We start from the raw sequence: 21202 nt of genomic DNA, 5'->3' as shown, positions 1-21202 counted from the left end.
TGGAATTCAAAGGTTTGGCGTTTTTTTTAGGAAGAAATCGTCCAGGAGTGTAAAAATGAGCGAATTTTTACATTTTATGAGCGAATTTTCGATTCCAATAGGTGAGAATAGATTCTATCAGCGAATCTTTAAGTTCTATCAGCGAATTTGTACTTTCTTTCAGCGAATCCAGGAAGTTTAGGTCTATATTAATATACATTAGTTATGAATGAAAAGTACGGCTATACAACGTGTACTTGTCAATACGCTCCCGGTTCGGTTCATACCCGATACCGGGTTGTTTTGGAATTGTAATCATCCCGTCTTCCACTGTTACTTCGGGATCAATAATATCCTCCTTCCAATACCGGGCAGAAGCAGCTGTATCACCTGGGAGAGTAAAATTAGACAGGCTTGTTATTGCAATATTATGTGCCCTGCCAACTCCAGCCTCAAGCATGCCGCCACACCAGACGGGAATCCCATTCGCCTCACATAAATCATGGATTTTTTTAGATTCTGTTAAGCCTCCGACACGCCCAATTTTAATATTAATAATTTTACAACTGCCAAGTTGAATGGCTTTTCGCACATCATCCACATTATGGATACTTTCATCCAGACAAATTGGTGTCTCGATTTGCGCTTGAAGCTGCGCATGATCAATGATATCATCAAAGCCCAATGGCTGCTCGATCATCATTAAATTGAACTGATCCATCGCCTTAAGCGTTTCGATATCCTCTAAAGTATAAGCGGTATTTGCATCCGCCATTAATGGAATATCTGGGTAGTGTTTTCGAATCTCTGCTAAAATGTTTAAATCCCATCCTGGTTGAATTTTCACTTTGATCCGTTTGTATCCTTCTTGTAGATGCCCCTCAATCAAAGCTAATAATTCTTCGACCGTATCCTGGATCCCAATACTGACGCCGACCTCAATCTTTTCTAATGTTCCTCCAAGGGCACTCGATAGACTAACTCCTTGCTGTTTAGCATAAGCATCCCAAATGGCCCCTTCAAGGGCAGCCTTTGCCATATAATTCCCACGGACATGATGAAAGCGCTCGGAGACCTCATCTGGATGAGAAATTGGCTCTTTCAGAAGAAGTGGAATCAGAAAATCCTCCATCATATGCCAATTGGTTTTGACAGTTTCTTCTTTATATGTGGCATCAATCGCAGCAACGGATTCAGCCCATCCCGTAATGCCATCCTTCGTTCTGACTTCGACCAAAATAAAATCTTTATCATATTCGGTCCCTACAGCGGTCGTAAAGGGGTGTAATAGATCCATTTTCATATGTCTTAACACAATTCGTTGTAATTCCATACTATTTATACCTCTCTCCGTTAAGTATATTTCTTGGTTAATACATAATGATGAAGGTAAGGCTGATCACTTTTCCGTAATGCCGTAACCGTCCACCCTTTGCTCAAATAATGGGTAAAAACCTTGCGCGTTTTCATTCTCCATTCTAATGCGGCTTTTAAATTATTCGCTTTAATCGTTTGGAATTGATTTGGAACCGGAACATAGAGGAGATTGGCCCAGACATCCCCCTCGCTATCTAGAAAAATATCCTTCGGTACCGGCAACCCCTCGGCAGCCTCTTCCACTTGAATCAAGAGGGGGACTTCATGGTTATCAACGAAATCTTCCATCCGCTTAGACGTTTCCTCAGCTATGTTCCATTCCACTAAAAAGCGATCAGATGGCAACCCTGCATTAAGAATATCAGGCATTTCACCATAACAATTCTCAATATACTGCGTACACGCTCCGCCTAGTTTGCTTAAATTAAGATATCCATTGACCGTTTCCAGTGGGTCATATGTCCACGTGATGAGTTGATAGCCCATCTTTCGTGCTTCTTCACGCTGCTTTAATTTTAATTTTTCACCGATTCCCATTTTTCGAAAATCTGGATGAATCCCCATACTATGCGAACATAGATAGACTTTTGTCCCATCAAATCCTGGAAAGCTATACTGAAAGCCAATTAATCGAGTTCCAGAAAAAGCGCCTATCACCATCCCGCCATTTTTAACAACGGCAATGCTATGGTTAACGGGTACTGGATCCTCATCAGCCCAAATAAGACTTTCTAAATCTCTCACAGCAGTCAATTCTTCTGCCGTATGTAACATGCGTATCGTAATCAGTTTTTGTAAGTCCATATTGAGTAACTATCCTCCTGACACTTGATTAGATGACATTTTTAAGAAAGCTTTTTAAACCACCGCAGGTTGCCATATCGGGACTAGACATGCTACACACAAACCAACCATATACTTTTTCATAATGATCCACCATTAATGGTTATTTTCATTATTTTTTGAAGCGGCATTATAAAGTAGACTTGTTAATATTTTCGTTCCATACAGCAGTGCCTTTTCATTAAATTGCATGTCCGGGTGGTGGAGACCAGGACGCAAGTCACAGCCTAATCCAATCATGGTCGCCTTTACTTCCGGTTTTTGCAGGGTATAGAAGTGAAAATCTTCTCCTCCTTGTGAAATACAATTGTCTACTACATTTTCTTCTCCCAAGACAGAGGCAGCGGCCATCTTTGCTAGTTTTATAGCTTCCGTATTTAAACTTGCAGCAGGAACAAATTCTTTCACGGTTCCGGTTATACTTGTCCCAGTCAAAGTACCGACCTTCTCTAGCAAATCCACTGCTCTAGACTGCAGTTCATCCATTGCTCCATTTGTACTTGCACGTAAGTCCAAAATAAAATTTGCGGTTTCCGGTATGACATTGGAGGAATCTCCTCCAGCAAGTAAGCCTGTCATTTTAATTGAAAAGGAGTCCGGGCTTTTTAAACGAATGTTTTGCAAGGCCTGAATTAGGTACGAAGCGGCTTCGATTGGATTATTTCCATCCTGAGGCCGCGATGCATGTGCTTGCTTGCCCTTGATGACCCCGTAAATGGTTGCACAGGAACTATGAACAATAGCAGGAGCCACTTTCCCCATTGGAACTTCCATCCATGGACGAAGATGAACACCAAATAAGTATTGAACACCTTCCAAAGCACCTTCTTGCATCATTCGCAGCGCCCCCTCCCCCTTCTCCTCTGCTGGTTGAAAAATAAACCGGATCGGCTTAGTGTGAAAAGATTTATTAGCAGCTATGGCTAAGGCAGTATGTAATACCATGGTGCTGTGGGCATCGTGCCCGCAGGAATGATTGGGTTGAACCTTCCCTTTCACTTCTTGTAATAGGGCATCCATATCGGCACGTAAGGCAACGATCTCGTTGCCTTCTCCTGGAATATCGGCAACAATACCAAAATGCCCTTCGTATGTTTTAAATGAGATCCCTGCTTTCGCTAATTCTTCCTGAATATATTGTGAAGTTTTCTGTTCCTGCCAGCTTGGCTCCGCCAATTGGTGCAGATCAGTATAAGTCTTTAGAATCGCTTGTTCCTGCTCGTTCATAAAATTGATAAGCTGGCTCATAGTGGAACTCCTTTCCTAATTTGTTCATTCCACAAACACACCATAGTTTGAGTAAAGTTCTTCTAATTTCTGCTGTCGAACTTGGATTTCATCCGAATTTTTCACCTTCATCCCAGCAATGATAAAATCCAACAAAATGATCGCAGGTGTAATGGAATGGGCGGCCGATTCGGAATCTTCTTCTGTTGTCAGCGTATAATCGGCGATTCGACCAATCGGAGACAATAAACGATCGGTAACGCAAATGATTGGAACCCCTTGTTTTTTGGCACATTCTGCAATATGCAGGGTTTCCTTCGAATAACGAGGAAACGAGATAATAAATAGAACAGAGCGATCACTTAAATCGGCTAACCGCTCATAGATTTCTCCTGTTGACGGACAAAGTGTGACTTGATCTCGCAGTGTATGGAGCTGAAAAGAAAACCAGTGAGCTGGTGCATAGGATGCACCCATTCCCAAAATGAAGATCCGATCTGCTTTGATTAAAACATCAACGACCTTCCAAAGTTCGGTTTCATTGAGCTGGTGATTGGTTTGTCGCTGGGAAAGAATTTCCTTTTCCATGATTTCCGTAAAAAGAGAAGTGTGCTCTTCCTCTTTATTTTCGATTTTGGAATCTGTACTGAATGGATTCAAACTTTTGTTTACAATCTGCTGTTGGATGTAGTGCAGCATTTCGCTAAAACCATTGAATCCCAAAGCATATGAGAGTCGGATGACGGTGGTTTCACTAACATCTACCTTTCGTCCAATCATAGTTGCCGTGTCAAAAGCTGATTCATCCAGTTTTTCGATTAAATGTTTAGCCACTTTTTTTTGCCCAGGAGACAAAGTACCATATTTTTCCTTAATAATTGTTTCAAAGTTTTTCATATGTCCTCCAATTCATGCAGGAAATGCTTCATATTTTATAAATGTTGCAGTAACTTCTTTATTGTTTTTTATTATACCCTATTTGTTGAATATTTAGAAATCTTTTTTTATAAAAAATTTCTAGTTTCTTTAAAATCCACTTATAAACAAAAAAGTGTCAGGCACCATCCAGTAAATGGGTGGTGCCTGACACCTAGCTTTTATGATGCATCCTTTATTGGAAAAAACAAAAAAGCCGCCAAAGCAGCTAGATCTTCAACTATTATTTCCCTTTAATTTAATAATTGGTACCTATGTACACAATTTTTAAGAAATCAAATTCGTAAACCTACGATTATCACTTTCCTACTTCATACTTCAAATTAAATGAAAATATAGTACTCCGCCCCGATTATCATTACATTCTAAGATTATTTCAGTTGAAGAATGCTTATTTATCTTATTGTTTTTGTACTTGAATCCAAACCATTTGTTTCAATATATTGGTACTCAGTTTCTAGTTCACCCAAAGTCCATTCATACAAATGTTTATTATTTTTTTTAAATATTCCCGATCTAATTAGTTCATTTATTAAAAATTGCCTTTTTTGGTGGACAGCTTTTCGTTGGTTATTTTTCATTAAGAAGGGTTCCACTCCTTTCATAAAGGCAATTATAAATGAGATTTTTTAAGAATTTGTCGATTGAACGGGTATTTAATGACTTTTAAAGGAATTGTTAACCTTCTTTAACAAAAGAAAATGTCTTTCTAAAAATTTAATCTAAAAGTTAATTTTGAAAATAATTCTTAATAAAACTTAATATTATCGTAAACCTGAAAAGTTTTTATGTATGATACATTGAATTTAACTTTAAAAACAAAAAGTACATAGAAATGTAAAAAAAATTAGAAACAAGAATGAGTGGATCACATGTTAAATGTAAAAGAGGTTACTGAACTGCTAAGGGATGAAGGGATAACAGCTAGTGAACAAATCGTCATACGTTGGATCCTCGAAGGGAAAATAAAAGCGAAAAGGACCAAACATTTTAATATTGACTTCTTGATCCAACCAAAAGATCTAGTAGCATTCATATTAGAAAAGAAAATTGAGGACAAGATTAAACAATTTGGTATGGATTATCTGCACTGGGAAAAGACGTTACAAGAGAACCAGAAATTAAAAGAGGAAATCGAAGAGGTAAAAACTACTATTCGGATCGAACAAGCAAAAGTTAGTGGCTTAAAAAAAATGTTAAAAGCAGAATATGCTCTTTCCGATCATCCCCCACTTACCTTTAATTCATTATTTGGTTTAGATGCGGAGGCTGACAAAGCAATGTTGAAGAAAGAGTTTAAGAAACTACTTAAAGCCCTTCATCCCGATCGAGCTGGTGACGAAAGACTTTTTAAAGTGTTTTTTGAACATTACAAAAAGACCATTTAAATTTAATATTTTTCTACAAACAGGAGAAGTACCCTTTGATTTACCGTCTTAATTTGTCCGATTAAGAAGTAATTTAACTATTCATTATAAAATATGGAGATTAATGTAGATAAGTTTTAAAACGTGATAGCAGGAAAAAATCATCTCGTTACAAAAATAGTTAAGAAGACGTAACAGATGTCTAATGAATAAGTTGAAAGGTGGTCATTTTCCTTGAGTATGGATTTATCCCTACAACAAATCGTCGAAGGTCTACCGAAGTCCTTATTAAATGCATCTGATAGAGATTTGGAAGGATTCCAAAAAATTATCGAAGAAACAATAAAATTAAGAGAAGGTCATAGAAACTTGCAAAAAATGGTTAAAAACTTCTCAACCACTACGATTCAGCGAGCTTAAAATTTAATTAGAAAAAATATTAGGAAGGTGAAATTCACCTTCCTTCCTTTTTGCTGTTAGGGAATGGATGTTGTTTTTTTCCTAGGAATTACGTTTTATGGATATCGGATGTCTATAAAAAACGAAAACAGCTTTTCTTTTTTAACAACTAATTGTATTATTCAAGAGTTTTAGCATATCCGCAAAATCAAAAGGTGCTTCTTTCCTCACGGAGTCTGCAAATTGGGACACAAGCTTCAATGTTTCAATGCTCTGTACAGGATAATTTCCTGCAGCACTTTCAGCAGACAACATCACAGCGTTTGTCCCATCCATTACGGATTGGAATATATCTGTGACTTCCGCTCTTGTTGGCAGAGGATTCTCTACCATTGATTGCAGCATTTGGGTTGCTGTTATGACATACGTATCCAGCCGGTTGCATTCGCTAATCATCGCTTTTTGTAACAATGGAATCCATTGATAGGGCAGCTCTACACCAAGGTCGCCCCGGGCAATCATTACGGCATCAGTTTCCGAACAAATTTTCTGGAAATTTTGAATGGCCTCAACCGTTTCAATTTTGGCCACCAGCTTAGGCGTATGTCCCTCCACACTTTCCATAAAGCTGCGAACTTCTTTAATATGCGCTGCCCTGCGGACAAATGAGCAAGCTATGAAATCCACTTCTTCTTGTAAAAGGAATTGAATATCTTGTTTATCTTTTTCAGTAAGGGCTGGTAAACTGGTAACAACACCTGGAAGATTTACTCCTTTATGGGAAGATATTTCCCCTCCTGATTTAACTGTGGTAACAACTTTAGTTTGCTCTACCTTCGTAACTTCCAACTCCACGGCGCCATCATTAATTAAAATTCGATTTCCTAATTTTACATCTTTAATTAAACCTTCATAATCGACACTTGCTTGTTTATCGTTACCTACTACTTGATCGATGTGAAGGGAAAAGGACTGTCCTGTGTTAAGAGTGATTTTTTCACCTTCCACTTCGCCCAGTCGTATTTTTGGACCTTGGAGATCACCCAATACTTTAATTGGATGTCCTTTCTCTCCGCTAAGTGTTTTTAATAATCGAATGACATTCCTGTGGCTGTCGTGAGTCCCATGAGAAAAATTCAATCGTGCAATCGTCATCCCATGATTAATCAACTCAGTGAGAACTTTTTTATCATTACTTGCCGGTCCAATGGTACATATACGATCAACAGACATGGTATCACCTCAATTTTATGGTCGGAATTATTGTGCCCAAAGTAGCTTTTATTAGGAATAAATAAAAGAAGTAGGATAAATCCTAAAAGTTTTATGTTTCAAACAGAGCGTATATCTTCAATTGTTAGCTCCATTCCAACATAAATTATGATGAAGAACTTTCTTTTAAATGGCTTACATTGGCACTATGTTATCTGGTATGTAAAAGAGTTGCGTGATTAACACTAAGGTTGTCCTCCTCTGGACTAACATAAATTTTCAAAAGAATGTTTGTAAGGAAACTTAAAGGAGGTATAGAGCAATGCCAAAAGTAGAGGTTTCATGTGCTATCTCAAACTGTACGTTCTATGGCTCAGGTAATGTATGTACCGCTGAAAAAATTATGGTTGAAATGGATAGTCATGCAAGATATGATACAGAAATGTCTGCTGAGTTAGGTGAAAAGAACCATACTGATGAAGTGAGCCGTTCAGCCGAAACCTGTTGTAAAACATTTAAGTCTAAAAAAAGAAAATAATATTCATTTAAATAGAAATTCCTCTTGTGGGCAGCAAAGGAGATAAGGTCAATAACCTTCACTCCTTTTCTGTCCTTTAAATATTTAAAACTGCTTATCGTGTAATGATCTTCAATTTTTTATCAAATAAAGCATTTGGATTTTTAAGTAAAAAAATCCGGCCCCATTTATGAGCCGGATTTCTTACGTCTGCTTTAATTCTAACCTTCGTGCAACTAGTGACAAAGCATAATTAACAATAAAGTACATCAACGCAACAATGACAAAAACAGGTATCACATACGATCCCTTTTGCGCATAAACAATTTGTCCGTTGTGCAATAAATCCGGTAAGGCGATGACGACAGCTAACGATGTATCTTTAAGCAGAGAAATAAATTGACTCACAATCGGAGGAACCATTCTTCTCAGCGCTTGGGGCATGATGATATAGCGTAATGTCTGGATGTAGGTCAGGCCAGACGCACGTCCTGCTTCCACCTGTCCTTTTTCGATGGAGTTTAAACCGCTTCGGATAATTTCCGATATCATCGCCGATTCAAAAACCGTCAATGCTGCAATAGCCGCTGAAGTTATTTCCATTTCAATTCCGATTTCGGGCAATGCGAAATAAGTGAAGAAAATGATCAGCAGCAAAGGAAGGTTTCGAATCGTCTCAACAATCACGGCAAGTAATTTAGAAACAACGGGAATCCTCGCATATCTGAGCGTTCCTGTGAGACCGCCAATAATGAAGCTAAGCACAATTGAAATGGCAGCGACCTTAAGAGTGACCCCAAACCCTTCCAGTAAAAATTTAATATTGTCCAGTGTATACACTTCAATGAACGGTGCTAGAAAATCCATCTACACAGCTCCTTAATTACTTCTAGCCATGCGTTTTTCTAAAAATCCTACGCCAAGACTTAAAGGTATTGTTAAAATTAAATAAAATAAGGCCACAAAAATATAGGTATCAAAAGTTATGTATGTCTTTGCCGAAATTAAATCCCCCTGATACATTAAATCCCCACCTGCGACTACGGCTAACAATGATGAATTTTTAACTAAATTGATAAATTGGTTGCCAAGAGGAGGGATGACGATCTTAATAGCCTGAGGGAGTATAACCATTCTCATTGCCTGGCCGTAACTCAATCCTGTCGAGCGGGCAGCTTCCATTTGCCCTTTTGGAACAGACATAATTCCGGCACGGATTGCTTCAGCAATGAAAGCGGCTGTATAGATGGTCAATCCGATGGTTCCTGCAGTAATCCCGCCAAAATTTCCAGCTAAGTAAGTGAAAAACACGATAACTAGTACAGGTATATTACGGATAAATTCAACATATGCCGAACCGAGAAAGTTAAGAGGTTTAAATGGGGCAATTCGCATGATTGCAATAAGTGTTCCCAAAATAAAACTGCATATTAATGCTATTAAACTGGCAATAATCGTTATTTTTAATCCTTCCAAAAATGAATCGATATTATTTGTTAGTATCGAGAAATCCAGCAAACGATCTCCTCCTAATTCATCGGAATGAGCAGGTCCGCAAACTTGCCTGCGGACTGCTGCCCAACCTGACGAGAAACCCGATATAAATAATTAATGTTTAATCCATTTATCCTTAATTTCATCGTACTTCCCTGAATCCTTCAGGCTTTTTAATGCTTTATTCAACTCATCGACAAGCTCTTTATTGCCTTTTTTAACAGCTATCCCATAAGGCTCTTCTGTGAAAGTTCCTCCGACCAATTCAAAGGACGGATCTTCTTCTGCCATACCATAAAGGATCGCATCATCTGTGGTCAGGGCATCACCCTTACCTGACTTTAAGGCTGTAAAAGCTTCAGCATAGTTTTCAAATTCAAGTACGGTTGTTTCAGGAGCTTTCTCACGAATATTTACGGATGAGGTCGAGCCTTTAACAGCAAGCACCTTCGTTCCTTTTTTCAAGTCTTCAATGCCTTTAACCTTGCTTCCTTTTTTCACTAGCAATGATTGCCCGGCATCAAAATATACATCCGTAAAATCGACTTCTTTTTTACGTTCTTCATTGATGGTCATAGTGGCGACAACCGCATCAACCTTACCATTATTTAAGAGTCCTACCCTCGTTTTCGAAGTAACCTCTACATACTCAGGCTTAACCTCTTTGCCAAACATTTCTTCGGCCAGTGCTTTAGAAAGATCAATGTCAAACCCTTCCACCTCACCTGTCGAAGGATTTTTCAATCCAAACAAACGAGTATCATGTTTTACACCAAATACGATTTTTTTCTCTTCTTTAATCTGAGCAAGTACATCCTTACTGCTTTCTTTCGAGGCCTTGTCCCCTCCGCATCCTGCAAGTAGGATGGCAGCCATAGTTGCCACTACCGCCAATTTTACGAAATTTCTTGTTTTGAACATTCCATTTCCTCCCTATTAATGATTTAATATACGGCTGAGAAATAAGCGAGCCCGTTCTTCACGCGGATTCTCATAAAATTCAGCCGGAACTGCTTCTTCTAATATTCGCCCCTCATCCATAAAAACAATTCGGTCAGCAACCTCCTTGGCAAAGCCCATTTCGTGGGTTACGACCACCATCGTCATACCTTCTTTGGCCAAGGCTTTCATTACATCCAGTACCTCGCCGATCATTTCAGGATCAAGTGCTGAGGTTGGTTCATCGAAAAGCATGATCTCCGGGTTCATTGCAAGGCCACGGGCGATGGCTACACGCTGCTGCTGACCTCCGGAAAGCTGTGAAGGATAAGATTCAGCCTTATCTAATATCCCTACCTTGGTAAGATAATGACGGGCTGTTTCCTTAGCTTCTTTTTCGGATTGGCCCAATACTTTCATCGGCGCAAGAGTGATATTTTCAAGCACTGTTTTATGCGGATATAAATAGAAGTGCTGAAAAACCATGCCAATATTGCGCCTCAGCTTATTGATATCTGTTTTTTTATCCCCTACTGATATCCCATTTACGGAAAGTGTCCCGTCAGAGATGGTTTCCAGATGATTGATACAGCGCAACAAGGTACTTTTCCCTGATCCAGATGGACCGATTACTACAACTACTTCACCTTGATTGATTGTAAGATTAATATCTTTTAAGACATGAAAATCCCCATAAAACTTATGTACCTGATTAAATACAATCATTCTTGACCTCCTGATTTAAAACCTATTACACGTGAAAATTCCATTATTAGTAATTTTCAGAATATCTTAAATTATATTTATATTTTGTCGAATTGTCAAATCATTACAATTTACCTAGAATTTTCCCTTATTTAACACTTTCTCGGATTATAGATGTCTAAAGCAAAAAGGTGCCAGGCACCATCCATAAAATTGGATGGTGCCTGACACCTTTTAATGGAGGATTGTCGGCTTCCATTTATCTTACTTTTTCTTTGTCAATCGAGCTCTTTGATTATTCATTCTTTTTCAATCTATATCCTATATAAAGGACTATAAACCATATAGGTGCTACAACTAAGGCTCCTCGCATGCCCTCAATAAAGGCCATTAAGACCACAACAAGTGCTAAAAAAGCAAGGGCTAAGTAGCTTGAAACTGGATATAGCGGCATTTTAAATGCTAGTTTTTTTACTTCTTCTGACGTTTTTGATTGTCTGAACTTTATTTGTGTAATCAGTATTATGGTCCAGCTAGTAATAACTGCAACCGTTGCAACAGAAGAAATATAGATAAAAACTTTTTCAGGAACAATATAATTTAAAAATACTGCCACTAATAAAAAAGATGACGAAAATAGGATTCCACGTCGTGGTGTAGAATGCTTGTTGAGCTTTCCAAAATATTTCGGACCATTATTTTGTAGTGATAAATTGTATAGCATTCTTCCAGTACTGAATAAACCACTATTAAAAGCAGACAATGCTGCTGTTAACACGACAAAGTTAATAATATGGGCGGCCCCAGGAATTCCGATTTTATCAAAAATTAACACAAACGGGCTGCCATTCGTCCCTACTTCATTCCAAGGATATAAACTCATCATTATGCCTAGTGCAGCAATATAAAAAATTAAAATCCTCCAGACCACATTGTTTATTGCAGATGGAATTGATTTTCGAGGATTTTTAGCCTCCCCTGCGGTAATCCCGACTAGTTCTACCCCGCCAAATGAAAACATCACTAGAACCAATGACATGAAAATACCTTTTATCCCATTTGGCATAAATCCTCCATGAGTCCAAAGATTGTTAAAACCGATGGGCTGGCCTTCGTTGCCGATACCTAAGAGGATCATACCTAATCCAACAACAATCATTCCAATAATCGCAACCACTTTAATCATCGCGAACCAGAATTCAAACTCTCCAAATGCTTTAACACTTGTAAGGTTAACCATTGTGATTACAACAAGTGTAGCAAGTGCTGTCAGCCATTGTGGAATTTCCGGAAACCAGTAATTTACATAGACACCGACAACTGTAATTTCCGCCATCCCAACGACAACCCACATAAACCAATAGGTCCAACCGGTTAAGTAACCAGCAAACGGCCCTAAATAACGATTTGCGTATGAACTAAATGAGCCGGAAACCGGCTCATCTACAGCCATTTCCCCTAATGCTCTCATAATGGTAAAAATAACTAAGCCTCCCACTAAGTATGAGAGCAAAATTGACGGACCAGCCATTTGAATCGTTGCACTTGAACCATAGAACAGACCTACTCCAATCGCACCTCCAAGTGCAATTAGCTGGATGTGCCTGTTGTCTAGACCTCGTTGTAGTTGCTCACTTTCGTGATTTTTGCCCAACACTAAAATTCCACCCTTCTTAATTATTCTTTTACAATAACTAAGATCGATATTCCTTTCCACATGAAAGAAAATTCAATAAATTCATCCTTCACCGAATACTTCTATTATATTACAATAAATTTCAAGTAAAATATTCCTCTATTTCGTATTATTGGATTGAATATGTCATTTATATAGGAAAATTGTCATAAATCTATTTTACCTGTAATGTTGTTCATCTAATTAAAAAGAAATGTAACAGTAGCGTTCTGTAAATCGTGTACTAGCACATGATAAAGTAATACCATACGAATTTACAGGAGGTAGCCACATGAAAAACAATTACATGAAAAAATTAGTTGTAGCTTGTGTAGCTACATTTGCACTTATAGGATTGCAAATTAATACGGCCGAGGCTATTACCCAATCTCCAGTTGTAAAAGGAGATAGCCCTTGGGAACTAGGACAACAATATGGATTAGACACTGATAAAATAGAACAAGTTAATAATCAACCGAACGATTGGGTTTATATAGAAGAAATGTTGCAAAATCCTGATCAACCGAAAGTAAAAGCAATAAAATCATCAAAACCTGCAATAGAAACGCCAGAAAAAAAACAAGAGGAACCAGCAGTGGCAATATCAAATGAAGAGAAAGATTTATTTGCCAGATTAGTAGAGGCTGAAGCAAAAGGTGAATCTTATGAAGGAAAAGTTGCAGTTGCGACTGTTGTATTGAATCGAGTTGATTCTCCTCATTTCCCAAATACAGTGACCGCTGTAATTAAACAAGTAGTAGGCAATAGCTATGCCTTTTCTCCGGTTCAAAATGGTGAAATCAAAAAACCAGCATCAGATGAGTCGAAACGAGCAGTCGAAGAAGCACTAACGAGAAATGATCGCTTAAATGATTGTATTTATTTTTATAACCCAGAAATTGCAACGGATGATTGGATTCGTACGCGTGAAGTAGTAAAGACGATTGGTGATCATGTATTTGCAAAATAATGAAGCAAGAGCCGTTGATGACGGCTCTTTTTGCTTGAAAAAAACGTTCTTATTCATCTTTACGGGGAAACCATTCAAAGGTTCGCTGCTTTAAAGGTATCTCCTCCCTCAATGGTGCCGTTTTTAAATCCTTTATTAAACCATCTTTTTCTCTGTTCGGAAGTTCCGTGAGTAAAGCTTTCAGGAACCACATAGCCTTGTGCTTTTTTCTGGATATTATCATCACCTACAGCATTTGCGGCATTCTGTGCCTCTTCCAGGTCGCCTTTTTCTAGGTACCCCTTCCCTTGCGCGTAGTGGGCCCAAACACCCGCCAAGTAGTCAGCCTGCAATTCAAATCTGACCGAATAATCATTGGAACTTTTTTGGGCTTGTGATGCTTGGTCTCCGCTATGTAAAAGGGTCTGGACGTGGTGTCCTACCTCATGGGCAATGACATACGCCATCGCAAAGTCACCAGGTGCTTGGAATCTTTGTTTCAATTCCTCATAAAAACTTAAGTCAATGTAAAGCTTGTGGTCACCCGGACAATAAAAAGGTCCTACAGCCGAACTAGCCGACCCGCAGGCAGACTGAACACTATCCCGGTACAAAACGAGCCTAGGATTCTCGTATTGCAGCCCTTTCTTCTTGAATTCGTCTGACCATACGTCCTCTGTATCAGCAAGGACAACAGAAACAAAGTCGGCTAATTCCTTCTCTTGAGCAGATTCTTGATAAGGAGGAGTTTGTGAATCCAAATCATTTGTCGATGTGTTATTGCCAAGTAAATCTCCTGGGTTCACTCCGAGCATCGTAAAGAGGAGAACAATAATAATACTGCCTATACCGCCTCCAATCACTGTTTTACCACCCATGCCCATTCCTCTTCGGTCTTCAACGTTTGCGCTTTGCCGTCTTCCCTTCCATTTCATTTTTATGCCTCCTTCAAATATGGATAAAGAATAATTAACCAATTTACTATTACCATAATGTTATACCCACAATACAGATAATTAATATTGTATATCTTCAAAATTATCAACTTTAACAATAGATAATAACGAATTTTAATATTGACAATTATCAGATAATAAGAGAGAATGAACGCGTGTACATTATAAGTTTAGAGGTGATATCTTGGCTAACCGGAAAGATGTTGCAAAATTAGCCGGCGTTTCTGAAGCCACCGTTTCACGAGTATTTAATAATATCGGTCCCTTACGTGAAGAAACCAAACAAAAGGTTTTGCAAGCCGCCCAACATCTGAACTACCACCCTAATGCCATTGCCCAAAGCTTTGCACGTGGGAAAAGTAACAACATTGGGGTCATTGTTCCTTATTTTCAAAGAGTAAACTTGATGACTACCCATTATTTTTCGGAACTTTTAAGTGGAATTGGCGCAAAGCTTGGTGAGTTTGGATATGGTTTGCTACTTTTATTTCAATCCCCTGATGAGCCGAAAGATTATGTGAAGCTTTTTCATACTCAGAAGGTAGATGGATGCATCATCCTAGGTTCCAAGGATGTTCCTGGTGAAGTGGAAGCACTTGAAAATTTACACCAATTGCAACTCCCCTATTGTCTTGTGAATCAAACTTTTTCGGGCTATCCCTTTCATTCCATTGACGCAGAACATTTTGATGGTAGTTTACAAGCCGTATCCTCTCTGCTAATGAATGGGAATGAACAAATTATCTTTTTAAATGGACCAAATGAATTTTCAAATAGTATCGAACGGTTACACGGTTATGAAACTGCCCTTTTGAATGCGGGTATTCCCTACAATCCTCAGTTCGTTTTTCAAGGGAATTATAGCCGTAAAAGTGGTTTTCAAGCGGCTGCCGGTATAGCTTCTTTACTGCCAGAGATCCATGCTATTTTTGCCGGGAATGATCGAATGGCAATTGGTCTTATGCAGGGTTTAGGTGAACAAGGCTACCAAGCAGGTCATGATTATGCTCTCATTGGGTATGATAACTCTGAAATTTCAAGGATGACCTCCCCGCCACTTAGCACCGTTCATGTACCGCTTTTTGATATGGGGCAATTGGCAGCTGAAAAAGTTCTCCAATTAATCACTCAAGGTACCATGACAGAAATTAATGAACGATTGCCAGTTACCTTTATAGAACGGGCATCTTCACAACTTAAGACAACTTACACCAAACAATCTTAATAAAAATCGATTAATATTTTATTCTTTTTCATTCTTAAATAAGAAAAGGAGATTCGTTATGGAAACCGTAAAAATTGGAATGATTGGCTACAAATTTATGGGCAAAGCCCACAGTCATGCCTATCGAGATCTTCCCCTGTTTTTCCCTAAGATCATTCATCCTGAAATGAAAGTGATTTGTGGTCGTGACCATAACGCTGTCGCGGCTGCAGCTAAGCAATTCGGTTGGGAGGAACATACAACCGACTGGAAAACTCTTTTACAAAGAGAAGATATTGACCTTATCGATATCAATGCACCGAGTGATGTACATAAAGAAATAACAATTGCAGCAGCAAAAGCAGGCAAGCATGTTTTTTGCGAAAAACCGTTAGCGCTTACACTTGAGGATTCTAGAGAAATGCTTAAAGTCGTTGAATCTGCTGGGGTTAAACATATGGTCGGCTTTAACTATCGCTTTGCCCCTGCTGTGATGCTGGCTAAAAAGCTTCTCGACGAAGGTAAGCTAGGAGAAATCTATCATTTCCGCGCCTGGTTTTTACAGGATTGGCTCGTAGATCCGAACTTCCCGCTAGCCTGGAGACTGCAAAAAGATATTGCTGGTTCAGGGTCTCATGGAGATCTGGGGGCCCATCTTGTCGATTTGTCTCATTATCTAATCGGTGATATTACTGAGGTTATTGGAATGAATGAAACATTTATTAAAGAAAGACCAATTCCTTCTCAAATGACTGGTTTATCTGCTAAAGGCAGCGATAGTGATGGAAAAGGCGAAGTAACGGTTGATGATGCTACCCTATTTTTAGCCCGTTTTGCTAACGGAGCTTTAGGAAGCTTTGAGGCTACACGATTTGCTACAGGGCACCGCTGTAAGAATTCTTTTGAAATCAACGGCAGTAAAGGAAGCGTCATCTTTGACTTTGAACGCATGAATGAACTTCAGGTTTATTTTGCTGATGATAGAGATGATGTCCAAGGCTTCCGCCGCGTCTTAGCGACTGACCCTTCCCACGCTTTTGCGGAAGCATGGTGGCCGCCAGGACATACGATTGGATATGAACATACGTTTATTCACGAAGTAGTTGAACTTATGGAGTCATTCCGAGAAGGTCGCCAGCCCGTTCCAAACTTCCGTGATGGCGTAAAGTGCCAAGAAGTTTTGGAGGCGGTTGATTTATCGATAGAAAAACGTCAATGGATTCGTATATCTGAAGTATAAAAAAATAAAAATTAAAGGAGTGCTCTAATTATGAAAAAAAAGGCATTAATCGTCTGGGGCGGATGGGATGGCCATCAACCAGATCAGGTAGCAGAAATCTTTAGAGGGATACTTGAGGAAGAAAACTTTCAAGTTGAGGTTTCCAATACACTTGACGCTTATGCAGACACGGAAAAGCTGAAATCCTTTGATCTAATTATTCCCCACTGGACAATGGGTAAGATTGAAAATAAATATGCCTTAAATATTTCCGAAGCGGTTATGTCTGGTGTTGGTTTAGCAGGATGCCACGGTGGAATGTGTGACTCCTTCCGCAACAATGTGGATTGGCAATTCATGACAGGCGGGAACTGGGTAGCACATCCTGGAAATGATGGTGTGGAATATATGGTAAACATCAAGCATTCTACAAGTCCGTTATTAGAGGGAATCTCCGATTTTAAAGTTGTCAGTGAGCAGTATTACCTTCATTTTGATCCAGCCGTTGAAGTGTTAGCGACCACTCGCTTCCCAGTTGTTCACGGTCCTCATGCTGCCAATAAAGCAGTTGATATGCCTGTTGTTTGGACAAAACGCTGGGGTCTTGGAAATGTTTTTTATAGTTCATTAGGACACCAAGCTAATATCATTACAATACCAGAAGTTACGCTTATTATGCGCCGTGGATTTTTATGGGCTTCGGAAGGAAAGAAACGAGCTGAAGGTGTGGACGTAGCCGCACTTTATGGAAATGGCCGTGTTTATACAGGTATGGGAGACAGTCAATAATAATTAGATTTTTACATTGACCAAGTATATTAAACCGGAGGAACCAATAATGAAAAGGCTTAAAATCGGTATCATTGGATGCGGAAATATTAGTTCTATATATATGGAAAATTGTCAGAAATTCTCTAACCTTGAGCTTGTTGCCTGTGCAGATTTAGATTTACAGCGTGCACAAGCTCAGGCTGAGAAATTCGGGATTCCAAAAGCTTGTTCTGTCGTGGAACTGCTTTCAGACCCTGAAATTGAACTAGTCATTAATTTAACGATTCCAAAGGCTCATGCCTTTGTTTGTATTCAAGCACTCGAAGCAGGAAAACATGTTTATATGGAAAAACCGCTTGCTGTTACATGTGAGGAAGGTAAACAAATTCTAGCAACAGCCAAGAAGCATCATCTATTAGTTGGGAGTGCACCTGACACCTTCCTGGGTGCTGGTATTCAAACAGCAATCCAATTAATTGAACAAGGAGAAATTGGTGTCCCTGTTGGTGCTTCAGCCTTCATGATTTGCCGTGGACATGAACATTGGCACCCAGACCCTGCCTTTTATTATGAGACCGGCGGCGGACCAATGTTTGATATGGGTCCTTATTATTTAACAGCATTAATAGCACTGTTAGGACCTATTAACCGAATTTCTGGATCCGCTCGTATTAGTTATCCAAAACGAACCGTGATTAGTAAACCTAAAGCAGGAACAGAGATTCAAGTCTCTACCCCTACCCATCTTTCCGGTGTGATTGATTTTACCTCAGGTGTCATCGGGACCATTACAACCAGCTTTGACGCCTTTGGCGGAACATCGCTGCCACCTATTGAAATCTATGGAAGTCAAGGTACGATACTCGTTCCAGATCCAAATACATTTGGCGGTCCTGTTCGGGTAAGAAAACGTGACGAAAAAGAATTTGTGGAGGTCCCGCTGACTTCTGGGTACGATCAAAACTGCAGAGGGCTTGGTGTCGCAGATATGGCCAAGGCGATCCTCGAAGGCGGAAACTATCGAGCCAATGGCGAATTAGCGTACCATGTCCTAGAAGCAATGCACGGACTCCATGAATCATCAGAAAATGGAAAACACTATTTCATGAAAAGTACCTGTGACAAACCTGAATCTGTGTCTGAAGAACTACAGTTTTCTAAGTAATATAGATTACATTTTTCATAGATAAATAAGAGTCTCCCTGTGTTGGGGAGACTCTTCCCTATTTTCTGTGATCAAGTAATTAAATCCTCTCAATTTCCTTAAGTAAATTAGTTCCATTGTTGCGTGTTTTACTGATTAATTCTCATCCATTCAATAAGTTCTGCGATGACAACTTCGAAATCAACAACTGCCGTGCCACTAATCTTGGGCTAATCTCCATATCCCTCACCCGAGTTAGGATCCATTACCAATATATCGATCAAGAAAATTTACCATTGCCTTATAGGCAGTAATTTTATTTTTTTGTTTGTCAATGGAATGGCCTTCGTCTTCAAAGCAAATAAAGTCAACTGCGTGTTGCCGTTCCTTTAGTTTGTTGACCATTTGCTCAGATTCTCTTATGTGGACACGCGGATCGCCCTTCCCGTGAATTACTAATAATGGGGTGGTAATTCGATCTGAATAATTCAATGGATCAATTCTATCAAAAAATTCTCCGTCTCTTTCTATTGTTCCGTATTCACTCTCCCTGTGCTTCTTACGCCATGGACTTGTTGTTTGAAGGAATGTTCTAAGGCTGGACATTCCCACAATATCAATAGCAGCAGACCAAAGCTGTGGATAGTGACTGATGGCAGCAAGAACCATAAACCCGCCATAGCTCCCGCCCATGATCCCGATTTTTTTAGGATCTACGTTCCCCTTCGCCTTTAGCCATTCCACTAAATAAATGAGATCCTTTAAAGCGTCCATTCTTTTTCGGACATCATCCAAATGTGTAAATGTTTTTCCGTAACCTGTACTTCCTCGAATGTTTGGTGTACACACGGCATAACCCTGGTTTAGTAAATACTGCTGAATTGGGTTGTATACCACACGTGCTTGACTCTCTGGCCCGCCATGAATGTATATAACAACAGGATGTTTTTCAGTGGAAACTCTCGGCTTCGAATAAAAGGCAGGAATCTCGAGGTTATCAAAAGAACGAAAGGATATAAGCTCCGGCTCAACTAATTTATGTTCCAGGACTGGTGAACGGGAAACATACGTAAGCCTCTCAGCCTGAATGGTCTTTAGGTCAAGTTCCCATATATCTGAGGGATATGTCGGTCCCTTAAACACATACGCTAGTTTTTGGCTATCTGGGGAAAACTTTAGATTTGATATGACTCCAATGGGAGTTTCCCATGTATAAAGGTAACTTCGATTTATGTCTAAAAGTACTCCCTTTGAAATTCCTCCCACATTTATCGAATAAGCTAACAAATTTTTATCACTATTCATTGCCAAATTCTCAAAATCCCACTTTCCCAGCTCTAGCCACTCGAGATTTTTGGTATTTAAATTTATAAGAGCAAGCCCATAGAATTCTTTGTTTTTATTCGTTAATACATATATATGGTCCGCATCTTTATTAAAATGGGCATCTTTAAAACTTGCTTCCCCTGTATGATCTGTTAACCAGTTCATAGCTCCTGTTGAAAGGTCGATTATGCCCAAATCATTATCTAGAGGGGAATTTATTTTCTGGACCAAAATGGATTTACCGTCAGGAGACCATTTAACCGCTGAAAATATTCCATCACCAGAATTCAAAAGACGAATATCCAACGATTCCAGATTTTGAATATAGATATCAAAAAAGGCTGGATTACGGCGATTACTCGACCAGGCAATCCATTTTCCATCTGGAGAGCTTCCGCCGTAACGGTGTATATGGTCTGGTGAGTTTGTCAACTCGATTAGTTTCCCTTCTCCCTTAAGTAAGTACAATTGCTGATTTTCATTTCCGCCAACATCCATACCAATAATCAAATTAGATTTGCCATTAAGATAGCTAATAAAGGTGATTCTTTCCTTTGTAAAGGAAGTTTGGACAGGCCATCCTTCACACCCTTCCCCTATATTAAGTTCCCAAACCTGTGGCAAACCAGTATAATCTGCGATAAAGCTTAACTTGTGGCCAATTGGATCGTATACTGGATTTTTGGCAAAACGAACATGCAAATACGGTTCTATACCAATGGCAGCCAAAAACATCCCCCCCATCCAATTAAGTTATTTTTTGAATCACTCAGGTGAATATGAAAAAGTGTCATTAAGAAGGATTCATGAACATCTTTTATCAGAATCATAAATATAAGACAGAGATTTATCCTTCCTGATAGAATTGTTCAAATCCACTCGAAGCAATTAGGAAAGCCGTCACCATTCATTGGAAGTGAAGGCATTTTAATATTAATCCTCATGAATACTTGCCTATTCCGC

The 21202-nt window shown here is 39.2% G+C and carries 21 protein-coding genes; 8 read left to right on the top strand and 13 right to left on the bottom strand.

Annotated features, from left to right (window positions below):
• Positions 1–202 precede the first annotated feature (202 nt).
• The 5 genes from menC to COE25_RS15590 form a co-directional block, all read right to left on the bottom strand.
• On the bottom strand, positions 203–1312 hold the full coding sequence (gene menC, locus COE25_RS15610; RefSeq protein WP_088088284.1) for an o-succinylbenzoate synthase: 1110 nt from the start codon (positions 1310–1312) through the stop codon (positions 203–205).
• A 20-nt stretch (positions 1313–1332) separates the two neighbouring features.
• Positions 1333–2160, bottom strand: a complete 828-nt coding sequence (locus COE25_RS15605; protein ID WP_098933252.1) for a GNAT family N-acetyltransferase — start codon at positions 2158–2160, stop codon at positions 1333–1335.
• Between the two features lie 135 nt (positions 2161–2295).
• A complete protein-coding gene (locus COE25_RS15600) occupies positions 2296–3447 on the bottom strand; it encodes an amidohydrolase (protein WP_098933251.1) in 1152 nt (383 codons plus the stop codon).
• 24 nt (positions 3448–3471) lie between these two features.
• Positions 3472–4323 carry a MurR/RpiR family transcriptional regulator gene (locus COE25_RS15595; protein WP_098933250.1) on the bottom strand — a complete coding sequence of 284 codons (852 nt, stop codon included), beginning with the start codon at positions 4321–4323 and terminating at the stop codon, positions 3472–3474.
• Between the two features lie 434 nt (positions 4324–4757).
• Positions 4758–4943 (bottom strand): Fur-regulated basic protein FbpA, encoded by a 186-nt coding sequence (locus COE25_RS15590; protein ID WP_098933249.1) that lies wholly within the window; start codon positions 4941–4943, stop codon positions 4758–4760.
• 291 nt (positions 4944–5234) lie between these two features.
• Here COE25_RS15590 and COE25_RS15585 point away from each other — a divergent pair, with 291 nt between their 5' ends.
• Positions 5235–5750, top strand: a complete 516-nt coding sequence (locus COE25_RS15585; RefSeq protein ID WP_088088289.1) for a J domain-containing protein — start codon at positions 5235–5237, stop codon at positions 5748–5750.
• Between the two features lie 213 nt (positions 5751–5963).
• Positions 5964–6149, top strand: a complete 186-nt coding sequence (locus COE25_RS15580) for a hypothetical protein (protein ID WP_088088290.1) — start codon at positions 5964–5966, stop codon at positions 6147–6149.
• Between the two features lie 141 nt (positions 6150–6290).
• Here the strand turns inward: COE25_RS15580 and COE25_RS15575 are convergent, their stop codons facing one another.
• Positions 6291–7361, bottom strand: coding sequence for a pyruvate kinase (locus COE25_RS15575; protein WP_098933248.1), 1071 nt, complete (start codon positions 7359–7361; stop codon positions 6291–6293).
• A 301-nt stretch (positions 7362–7662) separates the two neighbouring features.
• On the opposite strand from COE25_RS15575, the gene COE25_RS15570 reads away from it, so the two are divergent.
• Entirely contained in the window at positions 7663–7878 is a 216-nt protein-coding gene (locus tag COE25_RS15570; RefSeq protein ID WP_088088292.1) for a DUF1540 domain-containing protein, read from the top strand.
• A gap of 183 nt (positions 7879–8061) precedes the next feature.
• Here the strand turns inward: COE25_RS15570 and COE25_RS15565 are convergent, their stop codons facing one another.
• From COE25_RS15565 to COE25_RS15545, 5 genes are all read right to left on the bottom strand, one after another.
• Positions 8062–8724, bottom strand: coding sequence for an amino acid ABC transporter permease (locus tag COE25_RS15565; protein ID WP_098933247.1), 663 nt, complete (start codon positions 8722–8724; stop codon positions 8062–8064).
• Between the two features lie 12 nt (positions 8725–8736).
• Positions 8737–9375 (bottom strand): amino acid ABC transporter permease, encoded by a 639-nt coding sequence (locus COE25_RS15560; protein WP_098933246.1) that lies wholly within the window; start codon positions 9373–9375, stop codon positions 8737–8739.
• A gap of 90 nt (positions 9376–9465) precedes the next feature.
• Positions 9466–10272, bottom strand: coding sequence for a transporter substrate-binding domain-containing protein (locus COE25_RS15555; protein WP_098933245.1), 807 nt, complete (start codon positions 10270–10272; stop codon positions 9466–9468).
• A gap of 15 nt (positions 10273–10287) precedes the next feature.
• Positions 10288–11016, bottom strand: coding sequence for an amino acid ABC transporter ATP-binding protein (locus tag COE25_RS15550; protein WP_098933244.1), 729 nt, complete (start codon positions 11014–11016; stop codon positions 10288–10290).
• A 274-nt stretch (positions 11017–11290) separates the two neighbouring features.
• Entirely contained in the window at positions 11291–12649 is a 1359-nt protein-coding gene (locus tag COE25_RS15545; RefSeq protein WP_098933269.1) for an amino acid permease, read from the bottom strand.
• A gap of 313 nt (positions 12650–12962) precedes the next feature.
• Here COE25_RS15545 and COE25_RS15540 point away from each other — a divergent pair, with 313 nt between their 5' ends.
• Entirely contained in the window at positions 12963–13640 is a 678-nt protein-coding gene (locus COE25_RS15540; protein WP_098933243.1) for a cell wall hydrolase, read from the top strand.
• Between the two features lie 74 nt (positions 13641–13714).
• Here COE25_RS15540 and ypfJ read toward each other — a convergent pair whose 3' ends face one another.
• On the bottom strand, positions 13715–14554 hold the full coding sequence (ypfJ, locus tag COE25_RS15535) for a KPN_02809 family neutral zinc metallopeptidase (protein WP_088088298.1): 840 nt from the start codon (positions 14552–14554) through the stop codon (positions 13715–13717).
• A 205-nt stretch (positions 14555–14759) separates the two neighbouring features.
• On the opposite strand from ypfJ, the gene COE25_RS15530 reads away from it, so the two are divergent.
• From COE25_RS15530 to COE25_RS15515, 4 genes are read left to right on the top strand one after another with little or no spacing between them, the layout of a single operon-like run.
• Positions 14760–15800, top strand: a complete 1041-nt coding sequence (locus tag COE25_RS15530; RefSeq protein WP_098933242.1) for a LacI family DNA-binding transcriptional regulator — start codon at positions 14760–14762, stop codon at positions 15798–15800.
• A 58-nt stretch (positions 15801–15858) separates the two neighbouring features.
• Complete coding sequence (locus COE25_RS15525; protein WP_098933241.1) at positions 15859–17019, top strand: Gfo/Idh/MocA family protein; 1161 nt, start codon at positions 15859–15861, stop codon at positions 17017–17019.
• Between the two features lie 30 nt (positions 17020–17049).
• Entirely contained in the window at positions 17050–17787 is a 738-nt protein-coding gene (locus COE25_RS15520) for a ThuA domain-containing protein (protein WP_098933240.1), read from the top strand.
• Positions 17788–17836: 49 nt separating this feature from the next.
• The gene (locus tag COE25_RS15515) at positions 17837–18934 is read left to right on the top strand and encodes a Gfo/Idh/MocA family protein (RefSeq protein ID WP_180247510.1); all 1098 of its coding nucleotides are present in this window, start codon (positions 17837–17839) and stop codon (positions 18932–18934) included.
• A gap of 234 nt (positions 18935–19168) precedes the next feature.
• On the opposite strand, the gene COE25_RS15510 is transcribed toward COE25_RS15515, so the two are convergent.
• The gene (locus tag COE25_RS15510; protein ID WP_098933239.1) at positions 19169–20968 is read right to left on the bottom strand and encodes a S9 family peptidase; all 1800 of its coding nucleotides are present in this window, start codon (positions 20966–20968) and stop codon (positions 19169–19171) included.
• Between the last annotated feature and the right edge of the window lie 234 nt (positions 20969–21202).

It is taken from the genome of Bacillus sp. AFS031507, assembly GCF_002584635.1.
In the GTDB taxonomy this organism is placed as follows: domain Bacteria; phylum Bacillota; class Bacilli; order Bacillales; family Cytobacillaceae; genus Neobacillus.
This window is presented reverse-complemented; position numbering and strand designations above follow the sequence as displayed.